This is a genomic window from Streptomyces sp. NPDC048825, assembly GCF_043198355.1.
In the GTDB taxonomy this organism is placed as follows: Bacteria; Actinomycetota; Actinomycetes; order Streptomycetales; family Streptomycetaceae; genus Streptomyces; species Streptomyces xiangluensis.
On the sequence record NZ_JBICUR010000003.1, the window covers coordinates 581,705 to 599,857 of the forward strand.

The window sequence follows — 18,153 nt, forward strand, 5'->3', positions numbered from 1 at the left end:
TCCGTCGTGGCTTGTCGCGCCCCGCGGCGGAGCCGCTAATGTCACAGCCCCGCGCCCCTGAAGGGGCGCTCCCGGAGCCGCCAGCCGTCGTGCTCACCAGCCACAACGCACCCGCACGCGCCCGCGGCGCATTCACCCCACCACCCTCAGCAACAGCACCGCCCGGCCCGGTACCAAAACCCCCGTCCCCGCCCGATGCACCACCCCCGGTGCCACCCCCTGCTCCTCCAGCGACGTATCCACCACGACCTCGTAGCTCTCCGCCCAAGGCGGCCCCGGGAGGACGAAGTCCACCGGGCGCTCCCCGGCGTGGAGGACTGCCAGGAAGCTGTCATCCGTGATCGGGACGCCCTGCGCATCCCGGCCAGGGATGTCCCGGCCGGAGAGGTACAGGGCGACCGTCGCGGACGGCGCGTACCAGTCCCGCTCCGTCATCTCTGTGCCGTCCGCCGTGAACCAGGCCAAATCGCGCAGTCCGTCCGCGGAATGGGCCCGGCCCGAGAAGAACGCCCGTCGCCGCAGCACCGGGTGCTCATGGCGCAGGGCGACCAGGCGGGACGTGAGGTCGAAGAGGGGCCGCCACTCGGGATCGTCCAGCAGAGCCCAGTCGACCCAGCTCAACTCGTTGTCCTGGCAGTACGCGTTGTTGTTGCCCCGCTGGGTCCGCCCCAACTCGTCGCCCGCGACCAGCATGGGCACGCCCGTCGAGAGCAGCAGAGTCGTCAGCAGGTTACGGAGCTGACGGCGCCGCAGCGCGCGTATGGACGCGTCATCCGTCTCGCCCTCCGCCCCGCAGTTCCAGGAACGGTTGTCGTCGGTGCCGTCCCGGTTCCCCTCGCCGTTCGCCGCGTTGTGCTTGTGCTCGTACGACACCAGGTCGCGGAGGGTGAAGCCGTCGTGGGCGGTCACGAAGTTCACGGAGGCGTACGGACGGCGGCCTCCCCAGGCGTACAGGTCGCTGGAGCCGGAAAGGCGGTACCCCAGGTCGCGTACGTCCGGCAGGGCGCCCCGCCAGAAGTCGCGTACCGCGTTGCGGTAGCGGTCGTTCCACTCCGTCCACAGGGGTGGGAACGCGCCTACCTGATAGCCGCCCGACCCCACGTCCCAGGGTTCCGCGATCAGCTTCACCCGGCGCAGGACCGGGTCCTGCGCGATGACCGCCAGGAACGGGGACAGCATGTCCACGTCGTGCATCGAGCGCGCCAGCGCCGCCGCCAGGTCGAAGCGGAAACCGTCCACGCCCATCTCCGTCACCCAGTAGCGGAGGGAGTCCGTGATCAGGCGCAGGACGTGCGGCTGGACGACGTGCAGGGTGTTGCCGCAGCCCGTGTAGTCCGCGTACCGGCGGGCGTCCTCCTGGAGTCGGTAGTAGCCGCGGTTGTCGATGCCGCGAAGCGACAGCGTCGGGCCCAACTCGCTTGCCTCGGCCGTGTGGTTGTAGACCACGTCGAGGATGACCTCGATGCCGGCGGCGTGCAGCGCGCGCACCATGCGCCGGAACTCGCCGACCTGCTGGCCCCTCGTTCCGGAGGCCGCATACGCCGCGTGGGGGGCGAAGTAGCCGATGGAGTTGTAGCCCCAGTAGTTCTTCAGGCCCCGCCGCAGCAGATGGTCCTCGTGCGCGAACTGGTGCACCGGGAGGAGTTCGACCGCCGTCACGCCCAGCTTCACCAAGTGCTCGATCGCCGCCGGGTGCGCCAACCCCGCGTACGTACCCCGCAGTTCCTCGGGAATGTCCGGGTGCAGACGGGTGAAGCCGCGCACATGCACCTCGTAGATCACCGAATCCGCCCACGGCGTCTTCGGGCGGCGGTCGTCCGCCCATTCGTCGTCGGGTGCGTCATCGTGGACGACGACACCTTTCGGGACGTACGGCGCCGAGTCCCGGTCGTCGCGCACGGTGTCGGCGACCTGCTGCTGAGGCCAGTCGCGGACGTGCCCGTACACCTCCGGCGGCAGGCTGAAGTCTCCGTCCACGGCACGCGCGTACGGATCGAGGAGGAGCTTCGCCGCGTTCCAGCGGGCGCCTGTCCATGGATCCCAGCGGCCGTGCACACGGAAGCCGTACCGCTGCCCGGGCCGCACGCCCGGCACGAAACCGTGCCAGATCTCGTGGGTCAGTTCGGTGAGCGGCAGCCGCACCTCTGTGCTCTCGTCGCCCTCATCGTCGAAGAGGCACAGCTCGACCGATTCCGCCCCGCCCGCCCACAGCGCGAAGTTGGTGCCCGCGACACCGTCGGGGCCGACCCGGTAGCGCGCCCCCAGCGGGGTCGGGGCACCGGGCCATACGGGCACGACGGGCGCCGTACGCGCCGCGCCGTTCAGCACGGCGGACGGGGCACGCCCCTGTGGAGCGGAAACGGGCAGCCCGTCGGCAGGGGCACGCTCCTCCTGCTGCTCGATCTCCTGCTCGGGTGCGCTCGACACCTGTTCAACCTCCAGCGGCTCGGTTGAACGGCGCCAAGAAGAGCTCACGGCGTCCCTGCCGTGGTGGCTCATCGTCGCGTCGTCCTTCCCACTGTTCTGCCCAGAGCGGGGCTCGCACTCACGTTTCCCCAGGACGGGACAGATCGTTGGGTGCACGTGATGGATGCACACAGGCGCGCGCGGCGCGCAGGGACAGCACTGACCGCCGTACTGACATGGGCAGCGCTGCTGGCCGCCGTCTCGGCCTGCACCTCCAACGGGCTCGACGGCATGCTCGGCAAGCCCCGCTCACCCGAGGAGGCGATCCACATCCGGCCGGCCGACGGCAGCAGGACCGTACGCCCTGGTCAGGAGCTGACAGTACAGGTGGCATCCGGGCGTCTGGAGTCCGTGAAGGTCGTCAAGTCCCGGGGCGCGCGGGAGTCCCTGGTCCCCGGGCGCATCGAAGCAGACGGCATGACCTGGCGGCCGGACGGCGACGGGAGACTGGAGCCGGCCGCCGTGTACACCGTGGACGCGGTCGCCCTCGACGGGCACGGGCGGCGGCTGGTGCGGCATGCGATGTTCCGGACGTACGTCCTCGACGAGCGGCTCATCGGACGCGTCACTCCCGAGCACCGGTCGACCGTCGGCACGGGAATGATCGTCTCGCTGGAGTTCAACCGCGAGGTCCGGAACCGGGCGGCCGTCGAGCGCGCGATCCACGTGCGGGCGCATCCCGGCGTCGAGATCCGCCCCCATTGGTTCGGCAGGAACCGGCTGGACTTCCGGCCCGAGAAATACTGGAAGCCGGGTACGGAGGTCACCGTCGGCCTGCGGCTGCGGGGCGTCGAGGCGGCGCCCGGCGTGCACGGGGTCCAGCACCGGACCTACTCCTTCACCGTCGGCCGCAGCCAGACCAGCATCGTCGACGCCGCCGAACACACCATGCAGGTACGCCGCGACGGCGAACTCCTCGCCACCGTGCCGATCACGGCGGGCGCCCCCAAGACGACGACGTACAACGGGAAGATGGTGGTCACCGAGAAGCTCGAGGTGACCCGGATGAACGGCGCCACGGTCGGCTTCGAAGACGCCGACGGCAAGGGCGAGTACGACATCCCGGATGTCCCGCACGCGATGCGGCTCACCGACTCCGGGACCTTCCTGCACGGCAACTACTGGGCGCGGGGCGTGTTCGGCAACGCCAATGTCAGCCACGGTTGTGTGGGCCTGCGCGACGTGAAGGGCGGCAGTTCCGCGAGCCCGGCGGGCTGGTTCTTCGACCGCAGCCTTGTCGGTGACGTCGTCGAAGTCGTGCACAGCGATGACAAGAAGGTCGCTCCCGACAACGGGCTCGGGGGATGGAACATGGGATGGAAGGAGTGGAAGGCAGGCTCCGCCGTCAATTACTGACCTCTTCGGAGTGTTGTCGGGGGTTACGTGTGCTGATCCCTGCGTAGGCCGGGGGTATGCGGTACGCGCAGGGTGGCGGACCGACCGCGGAGCGGCGGCGGTTGCGCGAACGGATCCGGTTCCCGGTCACCAGGTGGTGTACGGCTGCGGCGGCTGCTGAGGGGGAACGTCGGTGCTGCCGCCGCCGTACGGTGCGGGCGCGGTCCGGTCCGAGTCGTCACCGCCGAGCATCATGTCCGGGTCGAACATGACGATCGCGGCGGCGATCAGCAGGACGGTGAACGGTGCGGCGAGCATGACCAGCAGGAACGACAGGAGGGTGGCGGACGACTGCGCGGACGCGGATTCGCCGGTGAGGTGGACGGAGACCGCAGTCATGCCGGTGTAGTGCATGCCGGTCACGGCCACACCCATGACCAGGCTCGCGCCGAAGCTGGACCACAGTCCGTGGATGGAGACCGCCGCCCACAGCGCCGCCGTGGCGGCCGCGACGGCGATGAGGACCGACAGCGCCACCATCGGCGTGTCGTAGTGGAGGCCGCCGTTGGTGTGGATGGCGGCCATACCGAGGTAGTGCATGGCCGCGACCCCGAGCCCGGTGACCAGGCCGGCCATGCTCAGGTTCATCGCTGAGCCGCCGCGGTAGCCGACGAGGAAGACGCCCATGGCGACGACGGCGACCGCGACGGCGAGGCTGAGGAGTGTCTTCGTCACGTCATAACTCACCAGTGCGCCCTGGACGCTGAAGCCGATCATGGCGATGAAGTGCATGGTCCAGATGCCGCAGCCGATCGACGTGGCGCCCAGCGCCAACCAGCCGGCTCTGTGCTGCGGGCGCCGTAGCGAGCGGGTCGTGCACCGCAGACCCAGTCCCGCACCGAGGCAGGCCATGAGATAGGCGGCTACGGGTGTCACGGCACCGTAGTGGAAGTTGGAGACGGTGGCGGTCATCAAGGTTCCCTTCACATGCGTCATGGCAGAGCAGTCGGCACTGCGGACGCGGTGCGCCGACATGGTGATGCGGCGCACGAACCCGCCGGGCCACGGAAGGACTCAGGCGGGCGAGCAGTGCAAGCGTCCTCCGGCCGCCAGGGCCCGGAGGACGCACCGGAGTGCCGAAGGCAGAGGCGAGCGAGCGACAACCGTTTCCATCCCCGCCGCGCATGCGGCCTGGCTCGGCCAGGGGACATGACCGGAGAGCACGGCCGCTCTGCTAGGAGAAACAGGACGCGGGGGAGCCGAGCGATCAGATCAAGCCAACTGGCCGAGATGTCCATGATTCAAGCACATGATGCATACACGTTCCAACACATTGTGGGCAATCATTTACCTACTAATCTCTTCGGGGTGTTGTCGGGTGATGGGTAAGGGTGAGTCCGGTGCCGGCAAGGCAGCCGTCGATGAGGTCCGGGTGTTGCCGGATGTGGCGCAGGCCCCGGCTCATCACGCTCGACGGCTCGGCGGGCGGGAGACTGCCAGGACCAGCCGTGCCGGTGCAGCAGTCGCCACACCGCCGCCATCGAACAGTCGACCTGGAACTTGAAGGCGATCACCGAACCGCCCGCCCGCCTCGTACGGGATCCGTTCGCGCAACCGTCGCCGCTCCGCGGTCGGTCCGCCACCCTGCGCGTACCGCATACAACCGGCCTGCCGCAGGGATCAGCACACGTCACCCCCGACAACACTCCGAAGAGGTCAGTAGTCGGACATGGGCGGGACATAGAGCGGATATCGGGCGGGCATAGGACGAGCACGGGATGGCCACAGGGGGGTGAACACGAGATCGTTTTCGGCTGAACTTGGGACTGAAAAGAGACAATTACGGGGAGCCACCGCCGCTGGTCATATGGTTAATTGGCGCGGTGCGCGCGTGCGACGCGCAGGAGTGCGGGCCTGGTTGACGGGCCGTGCGAGGGGAGAAGCAACTTGAACAACGGGCGACCGATATCGGGGGCGTCGGTTGGCGCGCGGGGGCGTGGACGTACGGGGCGTACGGGGCTTCTGGCGCTGATACTCGGCGTGCTGCTGATCGCCGTGACGGCGTGCGGTGGCGGAGGCGGATCCGACTCGAATCCGGGATCCGACGGCGACAAGAACGGGGGCAAGGGCGGCTCCGACCAGGCCGAGACCAGAACCTCGCAGGCCGTCGTGACCATAGCGCCCAAGGACGGCGCCGACGATGTGGACACCAACGGCGCTCTGAAGATATCCGCGGCCAAAGGCAAGCTGACCGAGGTCAAGGTCGAGGACACCAAGGGCAAGGCGGTCGAGGGCAAGATCACTGAGGGTGGGGCGAGTTGGACGCCCACCTACCACCTGGCGTCGGACACGAAGTACAAGGTCCAGGCGACGGCCAAGGACTCCGAGGGCCGAGAGGCGACCGAAGAGTCCAGCTTCACGACACTGACTCCGAAGAACACCTTCGTCGGCATCTTCACGCCCGAGGACGGTTCCAAGGTCGGCGTCGGAATGCCCTTCTCGCTCAACTTCACGCGGGGCATCACCAAGCCCGAGGACGTCGAGAAGGCCATCCGTATCAAGACGGAGCCCGCGGTGGAGGTCAAGGGCCACTGGTTCGGCAACGACCGGCTTGACTTCCGTCCGGAGAAATACTGGAAGCCCGGTACGAAGGTCACGGTCGACCTCGACCTCGACGGCGTGGAAGGCCGGCCCGGCGTCTACGGCGAGCAGGCCAAGACCGTGAAGTTCACGATCGGCCGCAGCCAGATCTCGACCGTGGACGTCAAGTCGAAGAAGATGACGGTCGAGCGTGACGGCAAGGTCATCAAGACCATCCCGGTCACGACGGGCAAGCCGGGTTACGAGACCTGGAACGGTCAGATGGTCATCAGCGAGCGCCACGAAATGACCCGTATGAACGGCGATACGGTCGGCTACGGCGGCGAGTACGACATCAAGGACGTATCGCACGCCATGCGCCTGTCGACCTCGGGCACCTTCATCCACGGCAACTACTGGGGCGGCGACGCCTTCGGCAACTACAACGCCAGCCACGGCTGCATCGGCCTGCGCGACCTGAAGGGCGGCAGCTCCGGGACTCCGGCGGGCTGGTTCTTCGACCGCTCGATGGTCGGCGACGTGGTGATCGTGAAGAACTCCAAGGACCGGATCATCGACCCGGACAACGGGCTCAACGGCTGGAACATGCCGTGGGACAAGTGGTGAGCGACTGTCGGTCGTAGACCGAGAAGGTCCGGTGTCCTGCGACAGGCCCGGTGTGCTGTGACTGAGCACACCGGGCCCGTTGTCGTTAGTGCCCGTTAACCTTCCCTCATGACTGTGCATCTCGAAGTCGCCGAAGGTGTCGGCACGATCCGCCTCGACCGTCCGCCCATGAACGCGCTGGACGTCGCCACACAGGACAGGCTCAAGGAGCTCGCGGAGGAGGCCACGCGTCGCGAGGACGTGCGCGCGGTGGTTCTCTACGGCGGCGAAAAGGTGTTCGCGGCGGGCGCGGACATCAAGGAGATGCAGGCCATGGACCATACGGCGATGGTCGTACGCTCCCGGGCCCTGCAGGACTCCTTCACCGCCGTGACCCGTATCCCCAAGCCGGTGGTGGCCGCGGTCACCGGTTACGCGCTGGGCGGGGGCTGCGAGTTGGCGCTCTGCGCGGACTACCGGATCGCCGCGGACAACGCGAAGCTGGGCCAGCCGGAGATCCTGCTCGGGCTGATCCCCGGCGCGGGAGGCACCCAGCGGCTGTCCCGGCTGATCGGGCCCTCGCGCGCCAAGGACCTCATCTTCACCGGCCGTATGGTCAGGGCCGACGAGGCGCTCACGCTCGGCCTGGTGGACCGGGTGGTGCCCGCCGCCGAGGTGTACGAGCAGGCGCATGCGTGGGCCGCCAAGCTCGCGCAGGGGCCGGCGCTCGCGCTGCGTGCCGCCAAGGAGTCGGTGGACGTGGGACTGGAGACGGATCTCGAGACCGGGCTAGCGGTGGAACGCAACTGGTTCGCGGGGCTGTTCGCGACGGAGGACCGGCAGCGGGGGATGCGGAGCTTTGTGGAGGAAGGGCCGGGGAAGGCCAAGTTCCTCTGATCAACTTGCTCTGATCAACCGGCAGTTGACGCGGCCTCTTGCACCGGTGTCCCCCGATGGGGCGGTTTGTATGAGCCTTGAGTCGAACTCGAGGTCGCCTGGTCGGGGGCCGTCGGCGATTGCCCCCAACCGGGCTTTCGCCGCAGGTCAATCGGTCTGCACTGCCTCGCGCACTACCCGTGGCATATGCCTTCCGAATGGCTTGGAACGGAGGGTTCCCGGGGGCGCATTCCCCTGGAACGGCCCCGAAAGCCGGGCAGGGCGGCCATGATGGGGTCATGGCGGGGCTGGAGGGTATGGAACAGCCGCGGCGGCACGCGAGTGCGACCGCGGCGCGTTGGTCACCCGGAGTCGAGGACGAACGCGCACTGAAAGCACTGGAGTTGTTCGGCAACCCGACGAAGGCCGAGGTTCCGTTGCCGTCCCGCCCCGAGTCGGCGGCCACCGCGCGCCGGCTGACCCAGGTGGTCGTCCTGCGCGAGTGGGGACTCTCCCCGAAGATCACTGAGGACGCCGTACTCCTGGTCTCCGAACTCGTCGGCAACGCCGTACGCCACACCGGTGCCCGCGTGTTCGGCCTCCGCATGCGCAGCCGCCGCGGCTGGATCCGCATCGAGGTCCGCGACCCCTCCCGCGGCCTCCCCTGCCTCATGCCCGTCCGGGACCTGGACGTCAGCGGCCGAGGCCTGACCCTCGTCGACAAACTCTCCGACCGCTGGGGTGTCGACCTGCTGCCTCGCGGCAAGACGACGTGGTTCGAGATCCGGGTGACCAGCGACCACCACTGACCAGGGTGGCACCGGTCCCTGCCGGGTTCACTGTGCGACGAGCAGCGCCTCCGCGCCGACCGGGCGGAACCCGGCCGCCTGGAACGCCCGTACGCTGCGGGCGTTGCCGGCGGCCAGCTGCGCCCAGACGGGCTCGCCCTCACTCAGCTGCCGCGCCGCCGCGGCGAGCGCCCGCCCCACCCCTTGGTGCCGTACCCCCTCGTCCACCTCGACCGCGACCTCCAGCCGCCCCGCCACCCCACGCCCCACGACGAGGACGCCACCGTCGACGGCCCATACGCGCACCGCGTCGCGCCGCTCGCGGGCGCGGGCGACCCGGGGGTGGTCGGGGTCGCGGAGCTCGGACAGCGCGAGCGACGGCGGACCCGGCACGGGCGTCGCAACGGTCAGCAGATCGATGGTGTCCGTCGTACGCCCCGTACGGTCCATGAACGCCGCCAGGAACCGCGGATTCATGGCCGCCGCGAGGGCGTCGCACTCCAGGGACCGCAGCAGCGCACGCACCCACTCCGGATCCTCGTCCGTGAACACGACGGAGTGCGCGGTGAAGGCGATGACGCCCGCATCCCGCCGACCATGCTGTGGCACGACGGTGACACCACCATCGGGAGGCAGGAACTCCCCACGGGCCGCGGCGTCGAGAATGTCCCGCAGGGTGTCAGGCATGAGGTCCCCTCTCACCGGCTTGAGTCTCCACCCACTGGAAGGCCCAGACTTCACGACATGATCGACGACGGCACCCGGCTGCTCACCATCGGGCAGCTGTCCCGGAACACCGGCCTGTCGGTGCGCACCATCCGCTACTGGTCGGATGCGGGCGTCCTGCCACCGGTGACCCGCTCGTCCGGCGGCTACCGACTGTACGACGCCGCCGCCGTGGCCTGCCTCGAACTCGTCCGTACGCTACGGGAGTTGGGCCTCGGCCTGGATGACGTACGCCGGGTGATGGCCGGCGAGACGACAGTCGCGGAGGTGGCGGCCACGCATGTGGCGGCGCTTGACGCGCAGATCCGGTCCCTGAAGGTGACCCGGGCGGTGCTGTCGACTGTGGCGCGACGCGGCTCCACCGCGGAGGAGATGACCCTGATGAACAAGTTGGCGCGGCTGTCGGCCGCCGAGCGCAGACGCATCATCGACGACTTCATGGAAGAGACCTTCGGAGGGCTCGACACCGCGGACCCCGGGTATGGCCACGGCTGGTTGACGCCGGGGCCGCCCCGACATCCGTACGCGGATGCGGTTCGGACTCACCGACCTGCCGGACGATCCCACGTCCGAGCAGGTGGACGCCTGGGTGGAACTCGCCGAGCTGATGCAGGACCCGGCCTTCCGCGCGCGTATGCGGAAGATGATCGAGTTCAACGCGGTGGACCGAGGGCCGGACGCCCCGTCCGGTACGTCCCTGTGGTTCATGAGCCGCTTGGCGCAGCTTGCGAGCGAGGCGCGGGAACGAGGCATCGCGCCCGAGTCGCCGCAGGCCGAGGAGGTGCTGGGACAACTGCTCGGCAACGCGGACCGGGCCGCCGTACTGGAACGCATGCAGTCCGCGACGCATACCGAAATGGCCCGCTTCCGGGAGTTGACGGCCCTCGTACGGGGCACCGGGCCGCTGCCCGCGCACCGCGAGGAGTTCGCCTGGGTGGTCGCCGCGCTCCGTTCTCAACCCGACGGATAATCTGACCCCCGACAGCAAGGCATGGTTGACAGCGACAGAGCACGAAGGGGCGGACCCGGTGGCGGACATCGAGGAAGCACGTAAGCAGTTCCAGCGGATTGACACGGATGGAGATGGCTTCATCACCGCCGCAGAGTTCAAGACCGCCCTGGCCCAAGGCGGCGACTGGAACGTCACCGAGTCTGTGGCGGAGTCCGTGATCGCCGACCGGGACCTCAACGGCGACAAGCTTCTCTCGTTCGACGAGTTCTGGAACTACCTGGACAAGTGAGCCGGGCCACTTGGGGCGCCCACCGCGGGATGCGGCGGGCGCCCTTGGTCATGCGCGTCGCCCGATCTGTATCGATCAACTCCCGGAATCGCTCGGCACTTTCCCGCTCATTCGACGACGCCGTTAAACCAACCTCCTGAGACTCCACATCTAGCGGACAAGGCCCGCCACGATCGTGGTGAGGGTCCGCTCGACGACCGCGTCGCGCTGGTCGGCGGGGAGGCGGGCGAGAGGGCCGTCAAGGATGAGCAGCGAGAGGCCATGGACGGCCGACCACGCGGCGACCTCGGCCGCAGGCCGGTTCTCCGGCCGCATCCGGCCCGTGGCCACGAGCGCGTCGAGCGTGTCCGAGAGCTCCACGAACGCCGCGAGCTCCGGCCTGTCGTCGGGGACTTCGAGCCCGGTGAAGTCGTCGGCCTCCTCCGGGGTCGTGCGGCAGAAGGCAGTGCGGTAGAGCCCCGGGTGCTCGATCGCGAACCGTACGTACCCGCGCCCGATCGCCTGGGTCCTGCGAACGGCCTCCTCCCCGGGGTCGTCGAGCTGGGGCAGCGCACGCACGGCCTTGGCCATCGACGCGGCGATCGCCTGCTGGCCGTGGACCTTGACGGCATGGAGGAGATCTCCCTGGCCGCTGAAGTGGCGGTACGCGGCGGTGGGTGACACGCCGACGCTGCGGGCCGCCTCGCGCAGGACGACCCGCTCGGGGCCGCCCTCGGCCGCGAGTTCCACGGCGGCCCCGATCAGCGCGTTACGGAGATCGCCGTGGTGGTAGCGGGACTTGCCGCCAGTGATCGGTCCCATGACTCCATCCTGCCCGAACCTTGAAGTTGACGCCGTTAACATCATGTGCCATCGTCAATGTTAACGGCATAAACATCTGGAGGCGATCACCGTGTTCGATCGAATTGCCGAGCTGGCCCTCCACCGGGGCCGACTCCTACTGACACTGACCGTGGTAGCCGTGGTCGCCATGGGGGCCATCGGCTTCGGGGCGTTCGGCAAGCTCCTGGGCGGCGGCTTCGAGGATCCGAACGCGCCCTCGACCCACGCCCAGGAGCTCATCGACGAGAAGTTCGGCGGCGAGACCAATCTGGTCCTGCTGGTGCGGGCCGACGACGGCGACCTCGGCTCCCCTGCCGCCGAACGCGCAGGGCGCACGCTCACCTCGAAGCTCAAAGACGAGCACACCGTGGCGAACGTGATCTCGTACTGGGACACCGGCGCTGCCACGCTGACCTCCCGGGACGGCGACGCGGCGCTGGTGCTGGCCCACGTCAAGGGCGACGACACCGAGCAGGGCGACAACGCCTCGGCGCTCATCGACGAGTACACCGGCGACCGGAACGGGCTGACCGTGCAGGCCGGCGGAGAGGCCGCGGTCGGCGACGAAGTTCCCACCCAGGTCGCCAAGGACCTCGCCCTGGCCGAGACGATCGCCGTGCCCCTGATCCTCATCCTGCTCGTGATCGCCTTCGGCAGCATCGTCGCGGCACTGCTGCCCCTGGTCATCGGGCTGATCGCGATCGTCGGCACCTTCGCCGAGCTCTATGTGCTCGGCAGCATCACCAACGTGTCGGTGTTCTCGATCAACCTCACCACCGCCCTCGGCCTCGGCCTCGGCATCGACTACGCCCTGCTCATGATCAGCCGGTTCCGTGAGCACCTCGCGGAGGGCGCCGACGTTCCCGAGGCACTCCGGCACACCGTACGGACGGCAGGGCGGACCATCGTCTTCTCGGCGGCGACCGTCGCCGCCGCGCTGGCCGCCCTGCTGGTCTTCCCGCAGTTCTTCCTGCGTTCCTTCGCCTACGCGGGCATCGGCGTGGTGATCATCGCCGCCGTCAGCGCCCTGCTTGTCGTCCCGGCGCTGCTCGCCGTGCTCGGTCACCGGGTCAACAAAGGCCGCCTGCCCTGGGCGAAGGCCGTACGCAGCGCCGAGGCGCCCTTCTGGGGCCGGCTGGCCCGCACAGTCATGCGCAGGCCCGCACTGACCGCACTGCCGGTCCTCGGGATCCTGCTGCTCGCCGCAAGTCCGCTGCTCGGCGTCACCTTCGGCACGCCGGACGAGCGGGTGCTGCCGGAGAGTGCCCAGAGCCGGCAGGTGGCCACCGCGGTGCAGCGCGACTTCACGGGCAGCGACGAGTCGGCGGTGCAGATCGTCACGACCGGGCCCGTGACCGCGGATGGGCTGCGCTCGTACGCGACCGAGATCTCGCGCCTCGACGGCGCCGTGCGGGTCGAGACGTCCACCGGCACATTCAGCGACGGCCGCGCCACCCCGCCCGGCCCTGCGAATGCCGCACTGGGCCGGCCCGACGCCCAGCGGATCATGGTCGTCACCGGCCTCACCCCCAAGTCGGGCGAGGCCCAGGACCTGGTCAAGGACGTACGGGCGGTGGATCCGCCCACCGGGTCCGAGACGCTGGTCGGTGGCACCGACGCGCGGCTCGTCGACTCCAAGGACTCGATCGCCGACCGGCTCCCGGCCGCCATCGCTCTCGTGGCGGGCACCACGTTCCTGATCCTCTTCCTGTTCACCGGCAGCGTGGTCCAGCCACTGCGGGCGCTGGTCCTCAACGCCATCAGCCTCACCGCGGCCATCGGCGTGATGGTGTGGATCTTCCAGGACAGCCATCTGTCCTCCCTGCTCGGCTTCACTCCGCAGCCGATGGACACCTCCATGACGGTGCTCATGTTCTGCATCGCCTTCGGCCTGTCCATGGACTACGAGGTCTTCGTGACCAGCCGGATCAAGGAGCTGCACGACGCGGGCGCCGACACGGAGACCGCCGTCACCAGCGGGCTCTCGCACACCGGGCGGATCGTGACCATGGCCGCCGGGCTGCTCGCGGTGAGCTTCTTCGCCTTCGGCACGGCCCAGGTCAGCTTCATCCAGATGTTCGGGCTCGGCAGCGGTCTGGCGATCCTGATCGACGCCGTGGCCGTACGCGGGGTACTGGTCCCGGCGGCCATGCGCCTCCTCGGCCGTACGGCCTGGTACGCGCCGAAGCCGCTGCGCGCGGTGCACGGGCGGCTGGGCCTCACCGAGGGCGCGCCCACCGAGGAGGAACGGACGCCTGCCAAGGTCTGACCGTTCCTAAGGACTGAGCGGGGGTGAGTCCTGTCGCCAGGACTCGTGCTCAGCCGAACGCCCCGAACGGTGTTGGGCGTTCTGGTCCACCGCGTTCTCGCCGCGTCCGGCGCGCACGGATCGTGTCCGTGGTCCGGGGATGCGGGGGCGGTTTCCCTCACGCCCCGGGATGCTCGGTCGGGCCTGGACGGTCCGATGCCCCGCACGATCGCTCCGGTCGTGCGGGGGCGGTGCCGTCCGTCGCCGGATCGGGTGCCCCAGGGCGCGCCTGCCGATCGCCACGGCAGCAGCGTCGTGGCGGGTGGTCTTCCTGGTATTGGTGGTGAGGGGCTTTTGCCAGTGCTGGGCGCCCCATTTGGAGGTGTAGGCCGGGTCGACAGCAACGATAGTGATGCCGAGTTCGGCCGCCATGGACACGAGCCGGGCCCGCAGCCGGGAGGTGGGCATGCCGGAGATGAGCTTGCGGAACCGCTTGCGGCGGCCGTGCTTCTCCCGGGTCTTCTCCGCTTGGAAGTCGAGGTCTTCGATCGCGACCGCCAGGCCATGGTGCTTGGCCCAGTGCAGCAGGCGGATCAGCGCGTGCCTCACCTGCGCGTCGCGGTGCTGGGCGGGACCGGTGAGGCTGTAGTCGAACCGGAGCGGTTCGCCGACGGGGTTGCCGTGCCGGTCGAGGCGCCAGGCGGCGAGGTGGTCGGCGTTGGTGTCGACGCCGATCAGGCCGTTCGTGCGGGCCGCCGACAGGGGCACGGTCTGGACCGGTGGGATCGTCCAGGACGCGGTCAGGTACCAGCGGCCCCGGCCTGTGTCTTCGTGGATACGGTAGGCCACGGCCCGGTGGGCGGTGACCCGGTCATGCCACTGCTCGCCCCGGTGCGCGAACGCCACGCGGGCGGTGAGCACGTACCGGCCGTGCGGCGCGTTCGCCAGGTGCGTCAGCGGCGCCGGGAGCTTGAGGGAGACCTCGCCGTCGTCGGTGACGCGGATGGTCTCGTTGCCGTACCGCTTGCCGGACTCGCCGTCCGCCTTCAGGAACCGGCGCCCGGCCTGCCACCGCTTGCGCCATTGCGGCTCGGTGAGCTGTGCGGCATCCAGGTGGTGGCGGGTGTTCAGCAGCCGCTTGCCGCCGCGCACCACGTGCACGACGCCGGCCTCACGGTCGGCCCGCACCGCCTGAAGCCGGTCTTCGAGCAGGTGCAGGCGGCGGGACTTGGCGAACCATTCCTGCTTGCTGCGGTAGCCGCCCGGCGCCTTCTTGGTGCCTTTCTCGCCCACGGGCAGGGACAGCCGGTGCTCGATCGTCTCGACCCCGGCCTGAAGGCTCTGGATGTGCGCGAGTTGGCCGCGCCGGGCGAGCGCCCACTGATCGTGGGTGGCCTTCGTGATCGACCCGGCCCAGCGCGAGGAGGACTCCTGTGTGAGAGTGCGCTTGCGCTCGGCCCACCGCTCTCTGTCGTGGTCCAGCCCAGCCGCGCACCGCGCCTTCAGATCACGCGAGGCGAGCGAACCCAGCAGGTCGCCGACCAGGCGCAGCACCTTCTCGTCCCCAGCGGTCAGGCCCTTCAGTCGGGTACGGATCGCGACCCCCGAGGGACCGGGCACCACGAACGGCGCCGCCGCCTCCCGCAGCCCACCCACCCCTTCACCCCCCGGCCCAGTGTCGAATCCTTCGTCACACCCAACGACCCTCACCGGCGAAGGTCACGCATTCGATGCAAGAACTCCCGTTCCCTGCCGGAGAGCATGCCTGTTGCTGCCGGGAGGCTCACTCATGCGCGCCCGAACACACTCAAGTACCGTCGATCCCCACCTGTTCACAACCTCTCTGGCGGCGGTCAGGGCGTCAGGACGCGGCACCATCTCTGAACCTTGTCGCCAGGCCGAGCTGGAGGGGACCTTGGCTCGACGCCTCGTCCCCGGCCCCAGCGCCACCGGCTCACCCTCCGAAGGGATCAGCCACGCCGAACCCTGGACTGCGACGTGGAATCCGGCACCCGCGGAGGCCTCGAACCGCCAACCCAAGGCGCCCCAGGCGGCTCCGGACGGAACTGGCTGCCTTGTCGCATGAGTAGGCGGGTCAGCCGCCCTGGGCCCATTCCTTCAGCGCTGCTTTGCTGCTGAAGTCGGCCACGTTCTTGTCCAGCGGGTCGTCGGTGTACTGGTGGAAGCGCCACTTCGCTTGAATACGCGGCTTCCCTGCAGTCACGTAGTCGGCAACCCAGAGTCCGTCACCTGCATATGAGGTGGTGTCCACGGTCAACCAGTAGTGCCGGTTGCAGTAGAGAATCGTTCGGTGATTAGGCCGCAGCTCCTTTACCTTCTTGATGAAGCGGTCCTTCTCCGAGTTGCTCGCATGCGTGCCCTCGCTCGTCGTTTCCCAGTCGACGGCGAGAATGTCGCCCGCTCTTTCCGGTGCCTTGCTGACGAAGTACTCGGCCTGGGCCGTGAGGTTGCCTGGCCAGAGGAAGTGGTAGAAGCCGACCACGCAGCCGGCGTCGCGGGCGGTCTTCGTCTGGGCGCCGAGTTTGGGGTTGACGTACGAACGGCCCTCCGTCGCCTTGACGAAGACGAAGGACAAGCCATCGGTGTTGTACGAGGACGACTGGTAGGAACTGACATCGATGCCGCGCAGCATGGGGGGATCCTCCGTGCGGTGGGGGGAGAGGGAAGTGGGGAGAGGGAAGTGGGGCCAGGAAAGCCACAACTACCTTGCGTTTTTCCCTTACTTCAGCCGCCCCACCCTCGCATGGATGTTCTGTCGAACGCACCGCAAAGCCTGAACTGCCCACCCACCGGCCGATGAAGGGACGTAACCGTGGCTCAGCGGTCAACCGAGGACGAGCCCATTGCCCTCAAGCCCGCCCTCGAATCCATGACCCGGCTGGTCGCCGCCGTTATCGTCCACGACAAGGCCACCAAGCGCGTCGTCCTCCTCCAGCGCGGCCAGAACGCCAAGTTCGCCCAGGGCATGTGGGACCTTCCAGTCGGCAAGAGCGAACCCGGCGAACCCATCACCGAAACGGCCGTACGCGAGCTCTACGAGGAAACCGGCCTGACCGTGAAGCCAGAGTCTCTGAAGGTCGCCCACATCATCCACTGCGCCCGGGGCGTCGAAGCCCCCAATGGCTTCCTCACGGTCGTTTTCGCCGCCCACCAATGGTCCGGCGAACCCGAAAACCGAGAACCGCTCAAGCACGCCCAGGTCCGCTGGGTTGACGTCGAGGCCATCCCTGACGAGTTCGTGGAGTCCACCGCAAGTGCGCTCCACTGCTACCTCAAGGGTGGCCCTCAGGTGTTCCTGGACGGCTGGAAGTAGGAAGGGCTTCTCAGGCGGGCGGTAGGGCCTGCGCGGCGAGCGCGGCGGGCTCGCCCAGCTGGGAGGCGGCCCTCCACCATGCGGTGGTCACCGCGGTGCGGGCCCGTGCCGTCCGTACGATGTGGTCGCCGGTCAGCTCCAGCGGCGCGCCCACGTGCACGTGCAGGTTCGGCCGGCGCAGAGGCGCTGTGACCAGGCCGGCGAGCTGCTTGATGGCGCTGCCCGAGGTGACCCGGCGGGCGCCGGCCTGGCCCACGGGTACGACGGGGGCGCCGGTGCGCTCGGCAAGCCGGGCCAGGCCGCTGTGGAAGGTGCCGGGTGCCGCTTCCGCAGCGTCCTTGCGGCGGGGCAAACCTCCCTCGGCGTAGATGAGGACCAGCCGTCCCTGCTCCAGGGCTTCTGCCGCAACGTCCAGCGCGGCCGCGGCGCGCCGGTCTCGGCGGAAGACGGGGATGTGTCCTTCGCGGGCGAGAACGCGCCCCAGCAGCGGGACGCGCCACAGTCCTGCGGCAGCCATGACGACCGGCTCAACGCCGAGGCGATGCAGGGCGGCGACCACGACGGCGGGGTCGGCGAGGGAAGTGTGGTTGGCGGCGATGATGCTGCCCGGCGCGAGTTCGGCGCCGGGGTCGGTGGTCACCGACAGGCGGCCGACGGTGGGCACCAGGATGTCGGCGATGCGGCTGAGCATGAGCGTGCTCCCGGCCTCGACAATGTTGATCTTCATCGTCGCGGGCAGGTGCCGACCAGGCCTGAGTCGTCGTACTCATGCGCCATGAGGCGTTGTTCGATCGCGTGGAGGTGAGATACCCACGCCGCTGTCGCGCGTACGTCCTGTCGGTGTGCGCGTTCGCGCGGACTGGCCCGGCAGTCGCCCCACCCGAGCACCGGGAGTGCGGGGTGGATCGAAGCGGCAACGGCCGCCAGGCTCTGAACCACAGCTCAGGACGGGTGTCGTCAGCACTCGATGATGTTCACCGCGAGCCCGCCGCGTGCCGTCTCCTTGTACTTCACGCTCATGTCGGCGCCGGTGTCCTTCATGGTCTTGATGACTTTGTCGAGGGAGACGTGGTGCCGGCCGTCGCCGCGCAGGGCCATGCGGGCGGCCGTGACCGCCTTCACCGCGGCCAT

Annotated in this window: 17 protein-coding genes and 1 pseudogene; 8 read left to right on the top strand and 10 right to left on the bottom strand. The window is 69.1% G+C overall.

Going from position 1 to position 18,153, the window contains the following annotated elements; genetic code table 11:
* Positions 1-132: 132 nt before the first annotated feature.
* Positions 133-2,427 (bottom strand): glycogen debranching protein GlgX, encoded by a 2,295-nt coding sequence (glgX, locus tag ACGFNK_RS11335; RefSeq protein ID WP_393414334.1) that lies wholly within the window; start codon positions 2,425-2,427, stop codon positions 133-135.
* 159 nt (positions 2,428-2,586) lie between these two features.
* Here glgX and ACGFNK_RS11340 point away from each other — a divergent pair, with 159 nt between their 5' ends.
* Positions 2,587-3,822 carry an Ig-like domain-containing protein gene (locus ACGFNK_RS11340; RefSeq protein ID WP_393414337.1) on the top strand — a complete coding sequence of 412 codons (1,236 nt, stop codon included), beginning with the start codon at positions 2,587-2,589 and terminating at the stop codon, positions 3,820-3,822.
* A 126-nt stretch (positions 3,823-3,948) separates the two neighbouring features.
* Here the strand turns inward: ACGFNK_RS11340 and ACGFNK_RS11345 are convergent, their stop codons facing one another.
* Both ACGFNK_RS11345 and ACGFNK_RS11350 read right to left on the bottom strand, forming a co-directional pair.
* The gene (locus ACGFNK_RS11345) at positions 3,949-4,773 is read right to left on the bottom strand and encodes an MHYT domain-containing protein (RefSeq protein WP_393414340.1); all 825 of its coding nucleotides are present in this window, start codon (positions 4,771-4,773) and stop codon (positions 3,949-3,951) included.
* Between the two features lie 371 nt (positions 4,774-5,144).
* Positions 5,145-5,543, bottom strand: a complete 399-nt coding sequence (locus ACGFNK_RS11350; RefSeq protein ID WP_393414343.1) for a winged helix-turn-helix domain-containing protein — start codon at positions 5,541-5,543, stop codon at positions 5,145-5,147.
* 205 nt (positions 5,544-5,748) lie between these two features.
* Between ACGFNK_RS11350 and ACGFNK_RS11355 the strand changes: the two genes are divergently transcribed.
* From ACGFNK_RS11355 to ACGFNK_RS11365, 3 genes are all read left to right on the top strand, one after another.
* Positions 5,749-7,008: an Ig-like domain-containing protein gene (locus ACGFNK_RS11355; protein WP_393414345.1), complete on the top strand. Its 1,260-nt coding sequence runs from the start codon at positions 5,749-5,751 to the stop codon at positions 7,006-7,008.
* 108 nt (positions 7,009-7,116) lie between these two features.
* Positions 7,117-7,884 (top strand): enoyl-CoA hydratase/isomerase family protein, encoded by a 768-nt coding sequence (locus ACGFNK_RS11360; RefSeq protein ID WP_393414348.1) that lies wholly within the window; start codon positions 7,117-7,119, stop codon positions 7,882-7,884.
* A 278-nt stretch (positions 7,885-8,162) separates the two neighbouring features.
* Positions 8,163-8,672, top strand: a complete 510-nt coding sequence (locus ACGFNK_RS11365) for an ATP-binding protein (RefSeq protein WP_386355931.1) — start codon at positions 8,163-8,165, stop codon at positions 8,670-8,672.
* A 27-nt stretch (positions 8,673-8,699) separates the two neighbouring features.
* Here ACGFNK_RS11365 and ACGFNK_RS11370 read toward each other — a convergent pair whose 3' ends face one another.
* Positions 8,700-9,338 (bottom strand): GNAT family N-acetyltransferase, encoded by a 639-nt coding sequence (locus ACGFNK_RS11370; protein ID WP_393414351.1) that lies wholly within the window; start codon positions 9,336-9,338, stop codon positions 8,700-8,702.
* A 57-nt stretch (positions 9,339-9,395) separates the two neighbouring features.
* Here ACGFNK_RS11370 and ACGFNK_RS11375 point away from each other — a divergent pair.
* Positions 9,396-10,347 (top strand): annotated as a pseudogene (locus tag ACGFNK_RS11375) (MerR family transcriptional regulator).
* Positions 10,348-10,405: 58 nt separating this feature from the next.
* Positions 10,406-10,618, top strand: coding sequence for an EF-hand domain-containing protein (locus ACGFNK_RS11380; protein ID WP_393414431.1), 213 nt, complete (start codon positions 10,406-10,408; stop codon positions 10,616-10,618).
* 150 nt (positions 10,619-10,768) lie between these two features.
* Here ACGFNK_RS11380 and ACGFNK_RS11385 read toward each other — a convergent pair whose 3' ends face one another.
* A complete protein-coding gene (locus ACGFNK_RS11385) occupies positions 10,769-11,419 on the bottom strand; it encodes a TetR/AcrR family transcriptional regulator (RefSeq protein WP_393414354.1) in 651 nt (216 codons plus the stop codon).
* Between the two features lie 91 nt (positions 11,420-11,510).
* Here ACGFNK_RS11385 and ACGFNK_RS11390 point away from each other — a divergent pair, with 91 nt between their 5' ends.
* Positions 11,511-13,709, top strand: a complete 2,199-nt coding sequence (locus ACGFNK_RS11390; protein ID WP_393414357.1) for an MMPL family transporter — start codon at positions 11,511-11,513, stop codon at positions 13,707-13,709.
* A gap of 6 nt (positions 13,710-13,715) precedes the next feature.
* On the opposite strand, the gene ACGFNK_RS11395 is transcribed toward ACGFNK_RS11390, so the two are convergent.
* From ACGFNK_RS11395 to ACGFNK_RS11405, 3 genes are all read right to left on the bottom strand, one after another.
* The gene (locus tag ACGFNK_RS11395) at positions 13,716-15,344 is read right to left on the bottom strand and encodes an IS200/IS605 family accessory protein TnpB-related protein (protein WP_393414360.1); all 1,629 of its coding nucleotides are present in this window, start codon (positions 15,342-15,344) and stop codon (positions 13,716-13,718) included.
* A 63-nt stretch (positions 15,345-15,407) separates the two neighbouring features.
* Entirely contained in the window at positions 15,408-15,728 is a 321-nt protein-coding gene (locus tag ACGFNK_RS11400) for a cupin domain-containing protein (protein ID WP_393414363.1), read from the bottom strand.
* Positions 15,729-15,783: 55 nt separating this feature from the next.
* Positions 15,784-16,341, bottom strand: coding sequence for a glycoside hydrolase family 25 protein (locus tag ACGFNK_RS11405; RefSeq protein WP_393414366.1), 558 nt, complete (start codon positions 16,339-16,341; stop codon positions 15,784-15,786).
* Positions 16,342-16,521: 180 nt separating this feature from the next.
* On the opposite strand from ACGFNK_RS11405, the gene ACGFNK_RS11410 reads away from it, so the two are divergent.
* Positions 16,522-17,022 (top strand): NUDIX domain-containing protein, encoded by a 501-nt coding sequence (locus ACGFNK_RS11410; protein ID WP_393414369.1) that lies wholly within the window; start codon positions 16,522-16,524, stop codon positions 17,020-17,022.
* A 10-nt stretch (positions 17,023-17,032) separates the two neighbouring features.
* On the opposite strand, the gene ACGFNK_RS11415 is transcribed toward ACGFNK_RS11410, so the two are convergent.
* Both ACGFNK_RS11415 and ACGFNK_RS11420 read right to left on the bottom strand, forming a co-directional pair.
* Positions 17,033-17,713: a lysophospholipid acyltransferase family protein gene (locus tag ACGFNK_RS11415; RefSeq protein WP_393414434.1), complete on the bottom strand. Its 681-nt coding sequence runs from the start codon at positions 17,711-17,713 to the stop codon at positions 17,033-17,035.
* A gap of 266 nt (positions 17,714-17,979) precedes the next feature.
* The coding region (locus ACGFNK_RS11420) for an L-serine ammonia-lyase, iron-sulfur-dependent, subunit beta (RefSeq protein WP_393414437.1) at positions 17,980-18,153 on the bottom strand (174 nt) is incomplete at its 5' end.

Bases quoted from the DNA above. Each gene is read 5' to 3' on its own strand.
- ACGFNK_RS11365 (WP_386355931.1), top strand. From the start codon at position 8,163: ATGGCGGGGCTGGAGGGTATGGAACAGCCGCGGCGGCACGCGAGTGCG.
- ACGFNK_RS11340 (WP_393414337.1), top strand. From the start codon at position 2,587: ATGGATGCACACAGGCGCGCGCGGCGCGCAGGGACAGCACTGACCGCC.
- ACGFNK_RS11360 (WP_393414348.1), top strand. From the start codon at position 7,117: ATGACTGTGCATCTCGAAGTCGCCGAAGGTGTCGGCACGATCCGCCTC.
- ACGFNK_RS11350 (WP_393414343.1), bottom strand. From the start codon at position 5,543: ATGTCCCGCCCATGTCCGACTACTGACCTCTTCGGAGTGTTGTCGGGG.
- ACGFNK_RS11405 (WP_393414366.1), bottom strand. From the start codon at position 16,341: ATGCTGCGCGGCATCGATGTCAGTTCCTACCAGTCGTCCTCGTACAAC.
- ACGFNK_RS11415 (WP_393414434.1), bottom strand. From the start codon at position 17,713: ATGCTCAGCCGCATCGCCGACATCCTGGTGCCCACCGTCGGCCGCCTG.
- ACGFNK_RS11385 (WP_393414354.1), bottom strand. From the start codon at position 11,419: ATGGGACCGATCACTGGCGGCAAGTCCCGCTACCACCACGGCGATCTC.
- ACGFNK_RS11345 (WP_393414340.1), bottom strand. From the start codon at position 4,773: ATGACCGCCACCGTCTCCAACTTCCACTACGGTGCCGTGACACCCGTA.
- ACGFNK_RS11370 (WP_393414351.1), bottom strand. From the start codon at position 9,338: ATGCCTGACACCCTGCGGGACATTCTCGACGCCGCGGCCCGTGGGGAG.